The 12,197-nt window shown below is 72.3% G+C and carries 8 protein-coding genes; 4 read left to right on the top strand and 4 right to left on the bottom strand.

Features of this window, described 5'->3' with window-relative positions; all coding sequences use genetic code 11:
* Nucleotides 1-44: 44 nt before the first annotated feature.
* The 3 genes from AC069T_RS28165 (at nucleotide 45) to AC069T_RS28175 (ending at nucleotide 4,979) form a co-directional block, all read left to right on the top strand.
* Nucleotides 45-1,328, top strand: coding sequence for an HRDC domain-containing protein (locus AC069T_RS28165; protein ID WP_478785413.1), 1,284 nt, complete (start codon nucleotides 45-47; stop codon nucleotides 1,326-1,328).
* Between the two features lie 292 nt (nucleotides 1,329-1,620).
* Nucleotides 1,621-2,847: a thiolase family protein gene (locus AC069T_RS28170; RefSeq protein ID WP_358853110.1), complete on the top strand. Its 1,227-nt coding sequence runs from the start codon at nucleotides 1,621-1,623 to the stop codon at nucleotides 2,845-2,847.
* Nucleotides 2,844-4,979 carry a 3-hydroxyacyl-CoA dehydrogenase NAD-binding domain-containing protein gene (locus AC069T_RS28175; RefSeq protein WP_478785414.1) on the top strand — a complete coding sequence of 712 codons (2,136 nt, stop codon included), beginning with the start codon at nucleotides 2,844-2,846 and terminating at the stop codon, nucleotides 4,977-4,979. The genes AC069T_RS28170 and AC069T_RS28175 overlap by 4 nt, the downstream gene beginning before the upstream one ends.
* Before the next feature lie 106 nt (nucleotides 4,980-5,085).
* Here the strand turns inward: AC069T_RS28175 and AC069T_RS28180 are convergent, their stop codons facing one another.
* Complete coding sequence (locus AC069T_RS28180) at nucleotides 5,086-6,099, bottom strand: PLL family lectin (RefSeq protein ID WP_478785420.1); 1,014 nt, start codon at nucleotides 6,097-6,099, stop codon at nucleotides 5,086-5,088.
* Nucleotides 6,100-6,238: 139 nt separating this feature from the next.
* Here AC069T_RS28180 and AC069T_RS28185 point away from each other — a divergent pair, with 139 nt between their 5' ends.
* Nucleotides 6,239-6,613, top strand: a complete 375-nt coding sequence (locus AC069T_RS28185; protein ID WP_478785415.1) for a PIN domain-containing protein — start codon at nucleotides 6,239-6,241, stop codon at nucleotides 6,611-6,613.
* A 188-nt stretch (nucleotides 6,614-6,801) separates the two neighbouring features.
* Here the strand turns inward: AC069T_RS28185 and AC069T_RS28190 are convergent, their stop codons facing one another.
* From AC069T_RS28190 to dxs, 3 genes are all read right to left on the bottom strand, one after another.
* Nucleotides 6,802-8,268 carry an ArnT family glycosyltransferase gene (locus AC069T_RS28190; RefSeq protein WP_478785416.1) on the bottom strand — a complete coding sequence of 489 codons (1,467 nt, stop codon included), beginning with the start codon at nucleotides 8,266-8,268 and terminating at the stop codon, nucleotides 6,802-6,804.
* Nucleotides 8,269-8,341: 73 nt separating this feature from the next.
* Nucleotides 8,342-9,865, bottom strand: coding sequence for an amino acid permease (locus AC069T_RS28195; RefSeq protein ID WP_478785417.1), 1,524 nt, complete (start codon nucleotides 9,863-9,865; stop codon nucleotides 8,342-8,344).
* Between the two features lie 145 nt (nucleotides 9,866-10,010).
* Nucleotides 10,011-11,933: a 1-deoxy-D-xylulose-5-phosphate synthase gene (gene dxs, locus AC069T_RS28200; RefSeq protein ID WP_476750017.1), complete on the bottom strand. Its 1,923-nt coding sequence runs from the start codon at nucleotides 11,931-11,933 to the stop codon at nucleotides 10,011-10,013.
* Between the last annotated feature and the right edge of the window lie 264 nt (nucleotides 11,934-12,197).

The following is a 12,197-nucleotide window of genomic DNA, read 5'->3' on the forward strand; positions in this document are numbered from 1 at the left end:
CGTTCCGTCGGCGGGCGTCGTCCATCCACGGATACCCTTGACAGGTGACCGACGCCCAAGAGACCGCAGCAGACAGCTCACTGCGAACCACCGGAGGCGCCCCTCCGGACGACGTCGAACCGGCGCCGATCCCTTTGCTCGAGCCCCGGGACGGCATTCCGCCCGTGATCGCCGACGACGCCTCGCTCGCCGAGGTGGTCGCCGCCTTCGCCGCCGGCTCCGGCCCCGTGGCCGTGGACGCCGAACGTGCGTCCGGGTACCGATACGGCCAGCGCGCCTATCTGGTGCAGCTGCGCCGCGAGGGCGCCGGCAGCGCCCTGATCGACCCCATGGCCTGCCCCGACCTGTCGGGGCTCGGCGAGGCGATCTCCGGAGTGGAGTGGGTGCTGCACGCCGCCACCCAGGATCTGCCGTGCCTGCGCGAAATAGGCATGATCCCCACCCGCCTGTTCGACACCGAGCTGGCCGGCCGCCTGGCCGGGTTCCCCCGGGTCGGGCTCGGCGCGATGGTCGAGGGCGTCCTTGGCTTCGTCCTGGAGAAGGGGCACTCCGCCGTCGACTGGTCGACGCGTCCGCTGCCCGAGCCGTGGCTGCGCTACGCGGCGCTCGACGTCGAACTGCTCGTCGACCTGCGGGACGCCCTGGAGAAGGAGCTGGACCGGCAGGGCAAGCTCGAGTGGGCCCGCCAGGAGTTCGACGCGATCGCCCAGGCCGACCCCGCACCGCCCCGCAAGGACCCCTGGCGCCGCACGTCCGGCATGCACAAGGTGCGCAGGCGCCGGCAGCTGGCCGTCGTCCGGGAACTGTGGCAGGCCCGCGACCAGGTCGCCCAGCGACGGGACATCTCGCCGGGCAAGGTCCTCGGGGACGCGGCGATCGTCGAGGCCGCGCTGTCCCTGCCCGCCAACGTGCACGCCCTGGCCGCGCTGAACGGCTTCGGGCACCGCATGGGCCGGCGCCAGCTGGAGCAGTGGCAGAGCGCGGTGGACCGCGCGAGGGCGCTGCCGGACTCCGAGCTGCCGCAGCCCGGGCAGCCGGTCACCGGTCCCCCGCCGCCGCGCGCCTGGGCGGACAAGGACCCGGAGGCCGCGGCCCGGCTCTCCGCGGCGCGGGCCGCGGTGTCGGCGCTCGCCGAGGAGCTGAACATGCCGCAGGAGAACCTGATCGCGCCCGACACCGTGCGCCGGGTCTGCTGGGAGCCGCCGGCGGTGCCCGACGCCGACTCGGTCGCGGCCGCGCTCGCCGGACACGGGGCGCGCCCCTGGCAGGTCGAGCAGGTCACCCCGGTCCTGGTGGCCGCGCTGCGGTCCGGCGCGGCCAAGGCCTGACGCGATCCCGGCCTGACGCGATCCCGGCCTGACGCGATCCCGGCCGGGATCGCGTCCCGTCGCGTACGCCGGACGCCTCGTGCGGCCGTTCTGCGACGTCGAGATCACGCCAAGATCCGCGGATGCCTCCGGCGGGACGCCGAGGTCCACGGCACCCCGGTGGTGTGACCTTCGCCGCTCCCGGCCGGGGGACTGGGCAGCATGGTTACCCGCAAGTAGCATGAGGGGTGAGCGCGCGCTCAGGCGTATGCGCCGCGCAGCAGTGCCATCCCGCATCTGGAGGAGAGCCATCGTGCCTCGTACCGTCAGGGACGTCGTCTTCGTCGACGGCGTCCGCACCCCGTTCGGCAAGGCGGGCCCGAAGGGCATCTACCACGAGACCCGGGCCGACGACCTGGTCGTGAAGGCGATCCGGGAGCTGCTGCGCCGCAACCCCGGCCTGGACCCCGCGAAGATCGACGAGGTCGCCATCGCCGCGACCACGCAGATCGGTGACCAGGGTCTGACGCTCGGCCGCACGGCCGGCATCCTCGCCGGGCTCCCCCAGTCGGTCCCCGGCTACTCCATCGACCGCATGTGCGCGGGCGCCCTGACCGCCGTCACCGCCACCGCGGGCTCCATCGCCTTCGGCGCGTACGACGCCGTCATCGCCGGCGGTGTCGAGCACATGGGCCGTCACCCGATGGGCGAGGGCGTCGACCCGAACCCACGGTTCGTGTCGGACAAGCTGGTCGACGAGTCGGCCCTGTTCATGGGCATGACCGCGGAGAACCTGCACGACCGCTACCCGCACATCACCAAGCAGCGCGCCGACGAGTACGCCGTGCGTTCGCAGGAGAAGGCCGCCAAGGCGTACGCCAACGGCAAGATCCAGCAGGACCTCGTGCCGATCTCGGTGCGCAACACCAACGCGGAGGTCGGTGAGACCGGCTGGGGCCTGGTCACCGCCGACGAGCCGATGCGCCCGGGCACCACGCTGGAGAACCTGTCCGGCCTCAAGACGCCGTTCCGCGTGCACGGCCGGGTCACCGCGGGCAACGCGGCCGGTCTGAACGACGGCGCCACCGCGTCGATCATCGCGTCCGAGGACTTCGCCCGCGAGCACGACCTGCCGGTCAGGATGCGCCTGGTCTCGTACGCCTTCGTGGGTGTCGAGCCCGAGGTGATGGGCTACGGCCCGATCCCCGCCACCGAGAAGGCCCTCGCCAAGGCCGGCCTCTCGATCGAGGACATCAACCTCTTCGAGATCAACGAGGCGTTCGCCGTCCAGGTCCTGGCCTTCCTGGACCACTACGGCATCGCGGACGACGACGCGCGCGTCAACCAGTACGGCGGCGCCATCGCGTTCGGCCACCCGCTCGCCTCCTCCGGCGTCCGTCTGATGACGCAGCTGGCCCGCCAGTTCGAGGAGCAGCCGGAGGTCCGTTACGGCCTCACCACCATGTGCGTCGGCTTCGGCATGGGCGCCACGGTGATCTGGGAGAACCCGCACCACAAGGACGCCGGAGGCGACAAGTGACCACCGCTGAACTCCTGAAGGGCGCAGCCGAGCTGTTCCCCGACGAGGTCGTGACCTCGGCGCACGTACGCCACCTCGACCTGCCGTTCAACGCCGGGCGCTTCGCGCTCGTCACGCTGGACAACGGCTTCGACCACACCAAGCCGACCACCTTCGGCCCGCAGTCGCTCGCGAACCTCAACGCCGCGCTCGACCAGGTCGAGAAGGAGGCCGCGGCCGGCGAGATCGTCGGTGTCGGCCTCACCGGCAAGCCGTTCATCTTCGCGGTCGGCGCCGACCTCAAGGGCGTCGAGCTGCTGAAGAACCACGGCGACGCGCTCGCCATCGGCAAGGGCGGCCACGAGGTCTTCAAGCGTCTGTCCGGCCTCGCGGTCCCCACCTTCGCCTACTACAACGGCGCGGCCATGGGCGGCGGCGTCGAGGTCGGCCTGCACTGCAGGTACCGCACGGTGTCGGCGTCCATCGCGGCCTTCTCCCTCCCCGAGGTCTTCCTCGGCCTGGTCCCCGGCTGGGGCGGCTGCGCCCTGCTGCCGAACCTGATCGGCGCCGACAAGGCCGTCTCGGTGATCATCGAGAACTCGCTCAACCAGAACAAGCAGCTCAAGGGCCACCAGGTCTACGAACTGGGCATCGCCGACGCCCTGTTCGAGGGTGCCGACTTCCTGGAGCAGTCGCTGCTGTGGACGGCGTCCGTCCTCAAGGGCGAGATCGTCGTCGAGCGTCCGGAGATCGACCGCGGCGAGGCCTGGGACCAGGCCGTCGCCAAGGGCCGCTCCATCGCGGACGGCAAGGTGCACGGCGCGGCCCCGGCCGCCTACCGCGCGCTCGACGTCATCGCCGCCGCCAAGAACGGTGACCTCCAGCAGGGTTACGACGCTGAGGACCTGGCGCTCGCCGACCTGATGATGGGCGGTGAACTGCGCGCCGGCATCTACGCGTTCAACCTGGTGCAGAAGCGCGGCAAGCGCCCGGCCGGTGCGCCTGACAAGTCGCTGGCCCGTCCGGTCACCAAGGTCGGTGTCGTCGGCGCCGGTCTGATGGCCTCCCAGCTCGCGCTGCTCTTCCTGCGCCGCCTGGAGGTCCCGGTCGTCCTCACGGACATCGACCAGGAGCGGGTCGACAAGGGTGTGGGCTACGTCCACGCCGAGATCGACAAGCTGCTCGGCAAGGGCCGCGTCAACCAGGACAAGGCCAACCGCCTCAAGGCGCTGGTGAGCGGTGTCCTGGACAAGGCCGAGGGCTTCGCGGACGCCGACTTCATCATCGAGGCCGTGTTCGAGGAGATCGGCGTCAAGCAGCAGGTGTTCGCGGAGGTCGAGGCGGTCGCCCCGGCGCACGCGATCCTCGCCACCAACACCTCCTCGCTCTCCGTCTCGGAGATGGCGTCGAAGCTGAAGAACCCCGAGCGGGTCGTGGGCTTCCACTTCTTCAACCCGGTCGCGATCCTCCCGCTGCTGGAGATCGTGCGCGGCGAGCAGACCGACGACGCCGCGCTCGCCACGGCGTTCGCCGTCGCCAAGAAGCTGAAGAAGACGGCGGTTCTGGTGAAGGACGCCCCGGCGTTCGTCGTGAACCGCATCCTCACCCGCTTCATGGGCGAGATCCAGAACGTCATCGACGAGGGCACCCCGGTCGAGGTCGCGGAGAAGGCGGTGGAGCCCCTTGGCCTGCCGATGTCTCCCCTGGTCCTGCTGGAGCTGGTCGGCCCCGCGATCGGTCTGCACGTCTCCGAGACCCTCAACCGGGCCTTCCCGGACCGGTTCACGGTGTCCCCGAACCTGGCGGCGGTCGTCAAGGCGGGCAAGCGGGGCTTCTACGTGTACTCCGCCGAGAACGGGTTCAAGCCGGAGCTGGACCCGGAGGTCGCCGCGCTGCTGAAGCAGGGCGACGTCGTCCTGACCGAGGAGCAGGTCCGTGACCGCGTGCTCGACGCCGTCGCCCAGGAGATCGGGCTCATGCTCGACGAGGGTGTCGTCGCCGAGGCGCAGGACATCGACCTCTGCCTGATCACCGGCGCCGGCTGGCCCTTCCACCTGGGCGGCATCACGCCGTACCTGGACCGCGAGGGCGTCTCGGAGCGGGTGAACGGCAAGAGGTTCCTGGAGCCGGGCGTGGCGAGCGTTCCCGCCTAGCCGGACCTTCCACCCGTACGTTGCCCGGCACGCCGACCGGCGTGCCGGGCAACGGCGTTCCCGGGGCCGGCCGGCCGGCCGGAGTCCGCGTCCCGGGACGCGGCCGTCACACCGCCCGCCACGCCTCCAGCGCGAGGCCCGGTTCGACCTTGCGGCGGGTGAGCAGGAGTTCACCGGCCGGGGCGAGCGTCGCCGCGACCACCCGGCCCTCCTCGTCCCGGGCCAGCGACACCCGGGCCCCGTCGGGCAGCCGGGGTCCCGAGGGGGCCCACCAGGCGCCCGCGGACTCGTCCTCGGTCGGATAGGCGGCGAAGGCGACCCGGCCGTCGGCGGCGACCTGGGCGAGCAACGTGCAGTCGTGGCCGTCCAGTTCGGTGCGTACGGCCGTCACCGGGCCCGGTCCCGCGGCGGCGAGCAGGGCGACGGGGCCGGTGCCGGGACGCCAGACGCACAGATCCCCGGACTCCTCGGTGAAGAAGAGGGAGGTGCGCTCGGGCGAGGTGGCCAGCGCCCGGAGCGTGCCCGGCCGCACCGGTGCCTCCGTCACGTCCTCCAGGACCGGCTGCTTGCCCGGTTCCTCCTGCCGCCAGTGCAGGAGCGCGCCGGGGGCGGACGCGTACAGCTCGACGCGTCCCGACTCCCCCGTCACGGCCGTCAGGGCGGTGTGGACGTCCTGCCCCGCGAGGTCCCGCCAGGGCCCCCAGCCGCCCTTCTCCTTCTGGCCGAGCATGCTCACGCCGCCGCCCTTGTTGCGCACGAAGACGTGGGCCCGCCCCTGTGCGTCGACGGCGACGGCCGGGGTTCCGGTGCGGTCGCCGGTCCTGTCCGGGTGTCCGAGCGGGACCCAGTCGAGGGCGGCGAGGTGGGCCCGGTAGTGCGTGGAGTGGACGAGTCCCGACTCCCCGGGGACGGTCGGCCGCCAGGACACCAGGTGGGCGTAGCCGTCCGCGCCCCGGCCGACGGCGAGCACGGGGTGCAGACGCTGGTCGCCGCCGACGACGCGTGCGGGGTCCCACGGGCCGCCGGGTCCGCGCTCGGCCCGGCACCGGACATCGGCGTCCGACGGCACGTACACGCTCAGCCTGCCGTCGCGCCCGCGCAGGAACCAGTCCCCGTTCACCACCGTCGCCACGGGCTCACTCTAATTCGGCGTCCCTGCGGGCGTGGACGGGGCCTCCCCTGTTCCGGGCCCCGCCGTGTCCGCCGGCCCGGGTACCCGCTCGGCCCCGGCTCTCGGGCACTCTGGCAGGGTGGATTCCATGACGACCCTGCTCATCGTCGACGGCGCGAACGTGGTGGGCTCGGTGCCCGACGGGTGGTGGCGCGACCGCCGGGGTGCCGCCGTGCGCCTGCGGGACCGGCTGACCGACCGCGCGGAGCGGGGGCTGCCCGGCCGCCCCGGCCCCCTGGAGGTCGTCCTGGTGCTGGAGGGCGCCGCGCGCGGTGTGGAGTCCGTGCCGGGAGTGCGCGTCGAGGACGCCCCCGGCAGCGGCGACGACCGCATCGTGGAACTGACGTCCGCCTCCCCCGGCCGTGCCCGCCTCGTCGTCACCGCCGACCGCGAACTGCGCCGCCGGGTGACCGCCCTCGGCGCGGAGGTGGTGGGCCCGCGCGCGGTGAACGGCCGGACCTGACACCACGGGCGTACGGTCCGCCCTGCCGCCGAGCGCGTACGGCGGGCCCCGGTCGGCGTGTACGCCGGCCCCGACCCGGCGCGCGTACGGTCCCCCCGACGTCCCGGGCCTACGGTCCGCCCCGGCTTCACGAACGTACGGCCAGAGCCGCGCGCGTACGGCCGGCCCCACCCGGCGTCCGTACGGGGTCAGTTCCGGCCTCGCGCGGGTACGTACAGCACCGCGCCCGCCACCTCCCCCACCGCCTCGTACCGGGACGCCAGCAGCCGGCGCAGTGACGGCACGCGTTCCGGCCGGTACGGCCCGTCGCCCGAGTCGTCGACGATCAGCGTCGGCGGGAGAGCGGCCAGTTCCGCGCGGAAGACCGGCCAGGCGCCCTCGACGCCGTACTTCTCGCCGACCCGGGGGCCGCTGCGGCCGCCGCTGTAGTTGGTGAGGAGGCCCGCGGTCAGATAGCGGCTGGCGGGGGCCCGGCCGGCGAGCCAGTAGACCTCCGGGTGTATGCCCCACACCAGGACGCGGTCGCCGGGTTCCGTCCGGCGGGCCACCGTGTCCGCGAGGCGCTGGGCGTGCGTGAGGCCGGACCGGGGGGCCAGCACGCCCCACGTCAGGAACAGCGCGCAGCAGCAGACCGACGTCACCACGGCGCGCACCCGCCGCCCGCGCGGCAGGCTCTGCAGTGCCGCCGTCGCCGACAGCGCCATCGGCGGGACGAGTTGCAGGTAGTAGTGCCCGAAGAAGTGGAACCCCAGGCACACCGCGGCCGCCGAGGAGGCGAGCCACAGCCAGAGCTCCGCCGGACCGCTGCGGGCGGAGCGCAGCACGCGGAAGACCGGCGGGATCAGCCCCGCGCAGGCCACGGCGAGGATCGCGGTGTTGACCGAACCCCGTGCCAGCACGTGCAGTTCGGAACCGGTGAAGCTGGCGTACGCGCCCGAGCCGGTGACCGTCCAGAACAGGAAGCCCGACGGGTCGGTGAGCAGCGCGGCGCCCAGCACCGGCACGGTCGCGCCCAAGGCCGTACGCAGCAGGGCCGTTCGTGGGCCGGCGTCCCGGTACAGCAGCCACAGCACCGGCACGAGCACCGCTCCGCCGGTCTGTTTCATGAGGAACGCGCACGCGACGGCCGCCCCGGCCGCACCCCAGCGGCGGCGGTCCGCGCACCACATCGCCGCGGCCGTGCACGGCAGCATGAACACCTCGAAGGTGGCGGCCTGCGCGTCCTCGGGGTTGAGCCCGACGGAGGCCAGCAGGTACAGCGCTCCCGCCGTACGGCCGGCCGTGTCCCCCCACCGGCGCCGGGCCAGGGACGCCAGGAGTACGGCGGTCAGCAGCTGTGCCAGGGCCGCGAGGACCCGTACCGGGGTCAGCGAGTCCGAGCCGAAGAGCGCGAAGGCGCCCTCGTACAGCCACGGCACCAGCGGCGGCTTGCGGTCCACGACCGTCTCGTACAGCTCTCCCCCGTCGGCGAGCAGCCGCGCCTGTACGGCGAGATACCCCTCGTCCGGGTTCCACAGCGGCCGCAGGAAGGAGGGAACGCGCGTGACGCAGGTCAGCAGCGCCAGCGCGGGGAGCAGGCGTCCCCAGTAGCCGGGGTCCGTGCGCCGCCGGAGCGCGGGGGCGGAGCGTGGCGGGGCGAGGGGGCCGGCGGGCATACGGTGCACGCTATCCGGCCCCGCGGTCTCCGCCGGAGCGGGACATACGGGGCCGGGGCGGGAATCGGTCGGATCACTCGGTGGTGCGGCCGGGCGGGGGAACCGCGCCGCCCGCCGCGGCCTCCTGGCTCCTGCCGAGGCGGCTGTGCGAACGCCCGTACAGGAAGTACACGAGGAAACCGATCAGCATCCAGATGCCGAACCGCAGCCAGGTCTCGGCGGGCAGGTTCAGCATCAGCCACAGCGAGGCGAGGACCGACAGGATCGGCAGGACGGGCACCAGCGGGGTGCGGAAGGAGCGGGGCAGCTCGGGACGCGTACGGCGCAGGATGATCACGCCGATGGCGACGACGACGAACGCGAACAGCGTGCCGATGTTCACCAGCTCGGCGAGCTCGCTCAGGCTGGTGAAGCCCGCGACGATGGCGATGATGACGCCGAGCAGGATGGTCGGCCGGTGCGGGGTCCTGAAGCGCGGGTGGACCCGCGAGAAGAAGCGGGGCAGCAAACCGTCGCGGCTCATCGCGAAGAAGACGCGGGTCTGTCCGAGCAGCAGGATCATGCAGACGGTGGTGAGGCCGACGGCGGCACCGAAGCTGATGAAGCCGGCGAACCAGGGGTGTCCGGTGGCCTTGAAGGCGTCCGCGAGCGGGGCGTCCACGGACAGCTGCTTGTAGTTCTGCATTCCGGTGACGACGATCGACACGGCGACGTACAGCGTGGTGCAGATGATGAGCGAGCCGAGGATGCCGCGGGGCATGTCGCGCTGCGGGTTCCTCGTCTCCTCGGCGGCCGTGGCCACGACGTCGAAGCCGATGAAGGCGAAGAAGACGACCGAGGCGGCGGTGAAGATGCCCATCACGCCGAAGTTGGAGGGCGCCCAGCCGAACATCAGCTGGATGAGCGGGGAGGCGAGGCCGCCGCCCGCCTCCACGGGCTTCGCCTTCGGGACGAACGGGTCGTAGTTCTTGCCCTCGATGAAGAAGGCGCCGGCCACGATCACGACCAGGACGACCGTCACCTTGATGGCGACCACGACGGCGGTGACCCGCGCGGAGAGCTTCGTGCCGACCACGAGGATGGCGGTGAGCACCAGGACCAGGGCGGCGGCGAGGACGTCGAAGCCGAAACCGTCGGCGCCCTCCCGTCCGCTGAGCGCCGCGGGCAGATGCCACCCGGCGTTGTCGAGCAGTGAGGCGACGTACCCGGACCAGCCGACCGCGACCACCGCCGTGCCGAGGGCGAATTCCAGGACCAGGTCCCAGCCGATGATCCAGGCGGGCAGTTCGCCGAGGGAGGCGTACGAGAAGGTGTACGCCGAACCGGCGACCGGGACCGTGGACGCGAACTCGGCGTAGCAGAGCGCGGCGAGCGCGCAGACGACGCCGGCCACCACGAAGGCCAGGGCGACCGCGGGACCGGCGTTGTTCTTGGCGACCGTGCCGGTGAGGACGAAGATGCCGGTGCCGATGATGACACCCACACCGAAGACGGTGAGATCCAGAGCGGACAGCGACTTCTTGAGTGCGTGCTCCGGCTCCTCAGTGTCCGAGATCGACTGTTCGACTCTCTTCGTCCTGAAGAGGGTGCTGCTCACGGGCGTACCTCCCACGCTTGTCGTGCTCGACATGATGCGAGGGGGCTCTCGCCGCGCATGCCGCGGCGCGTGGAGGTTCACGCGAACGGGCCGGTTCCGCCACCCGTACAGGGAGAGGGAACCGGCCCAATGGACCAGTGGCGCGTCAGTCGCGGGCGGACTCCACGGCGTGGGCCGCCGGGCGCTCGAACCGTCCGTCCAGCTTGGCGACGAGACCGGTGACCTGGCGGGCGATGTCCGGGGCGGTCAGGCCGATCTCCGCCATAACCTCCTTGCGGGAGGCGTGGTCGAGGAAGCGCGGCGGGATGCCGAAGTCGCGCAGCGGCACATCGACTCCGGCGTCGCGCAGGGCCTGCGCGATCGTCGAACCGACGCCGCCGACCCGGGAGTTGTCCTCGACGGTGACGACCACACGGTGCTGCTCGGCGAGCGGGGCCATCGCCTCGTCGACGGGCTTGACCCAGCGCGGGTCGACGACGGTCGTGGAGATGCCCTGCTGGTCGAGGAGGCCGGCGATCTCCAGGCACATGGGCGCGAGGGCGCCGACGGAGACGAGCAGCACGTCGGGTGCGTCGGTGCCGGGTGCGCGCAGGACGTCCATGCCGCCGACGCGGCCCACCGCGGGCACCGCCGGGCCGACCGCGCCCTTGGAGAAGCGGACCACCGTCGGCGCGTCGTCGACCTCCACGGCCTCGCGCAGCTGGGCGCGGACCTGGTCGGCGTCGCGCGGGGCGGCCAGCCGCAGGTTCGGGACGACCTGGAGGATCGACATGTCCCACATGCCGTTGTGCGAGGCGCCGTCGGTGCCGGTGATGCCGGCGCGGTCCAGCACGAAGGTGACGCCGCACTTGTGCAGGGCGACGTCCATGAGGACCTGGTCGAAGGCGCGGTTGAGGAAGGTCGCGTAGACGGCGAAGACGGGGTGCAGCCCGCCGGTGGCGAGGCCGGCCGCGGAGACGGCTGCGTGCTGCTCGGCGATGCCGACGTCGTACACCCGCTTGGGGAAGGCCTTGGCGAACTTGTCGAGGCCGACCGGCTGGAGCATGGCGGCCGTGATGGCGACGACGTCCTCGCGCTCCCTGCCGAGCTTGACCATCTCCTCGCCGAAGACCGAGGTCCAGTCGGCGCCGGAGGTGGAGATCGGCAGGCCCGTGTCCGGGTGGATCCTGCCGACGGCGTGGAAGCGGTCGGCCTCGTCCTGGAGGGCCGGCTGGTAGCCGCGGCCCTTCTCGGTGAGGCAGTGCACGATGACCGGGCCGCCGAAGCGCTTGGCGCGGGCGAGCGCCGACTCCAGGGCCTCGATGTCGTGGCCGTCGATCGGGCCGACGTACTTCAGGCCGAGGTCCTCGAACATGCCCTGCGGGGCGATGAAGTCCTTGAGGCCCTTCTTGGCGCCGTGCAGGGTCTCGTAGAGGGGCCGGCCGACGACCGGGGTGCGCTCCAGGAGGTCCTTGCCGCGGGCCAGGAAGCGCTCGTAGCCGTCGGTGGTGCGCAGGGTCGCCAGGTGGTTGGCGAGGCCGCCGATGGTGGGGGCGTAGGAGCGCTCGTTGTCGTTGACGACGATGACCAGGGGGCGGTCCTTGGCGTCAGCGATGTTGTTGAGCGCCTCCCAGGCCATGCCGCCGGTGAGGGCGCCGTCGCCGATGACCGCGACGACGTGGTCGTCCCGCTCCAGGACCTGGTTGGCCTTCGCCAGGCCGTCGGCCCAGCCGAGGACGGTGGAGGCGTGGCTGTTCTCGATGACGTCGTGCTCGGACTCGGCCTGCGAGGGGTAGCCGGAGAGGCCGCCCTTCATCTTCAGCTTCGAGAAGTCCTGGCGGCCGGTGAGCAGCTTGTGGACGTAGGACTGGTGGCCCGTGTCCCACAGGACCCGGTCCTTCGGCGACTCGAAGACGCGGTGCAGGGCGATGGTCAGCTCGACGACACCGAGGTTCGGGCCGAGGTGGCCGCCGGTCTTGGAGACCTCTTCGACCAGGAAGGTCCTGATCTCCTCCGCCAGCTGCGTCAGCTCTTCCAGGCTGAGCCGGTCCAGATCGCGCGGTCCCCTGATGCGGGTCAGCAGCGGCACCCGTGCCTCCTTGCAATAGAGCTGTTCGAGCTTTGCCGGGTCTGTCGAGTCTAATGTTCCGCCTCTGCCGCCGGTGCCGGGGCCATGCTTTGCACGTCACGCGAACGGTCGTACCCATTCTCGTACAAACGTTCCGCCGCGAGACGCGGGGGTACGGGGACGGCGAAGTGGGGGGGGGGGGGGGGGGGGGGGGGACCCCCCCCCCCCCGAGGGGGGAGGGGGGGGGGGGGGGGGGGTGTTGTTTTTGTTGTGCTGGCTGCTGGT

Source organism: Streptomyces sp. NPDC043867, assembly GCF_056435845.1.

Bases quoted from the DNA above. Each gene is read 5' to 3' on its own strand.
- AC069T_RS28190 (WP_478785416.1), bottom strand. From the start codon at position 8,268: ATGCCCGCCGGCCCCCTCGCCCCGCCACGCTCCGCCCCCGCGCTCCGG.
- AC069T_RS28185 (WP_478785415.1), top strand. From the start codon at position 6,239: ATGACGACCCTGCTCATCGTCGACGGCGCGAACGTGGTGGGCTCGGTG.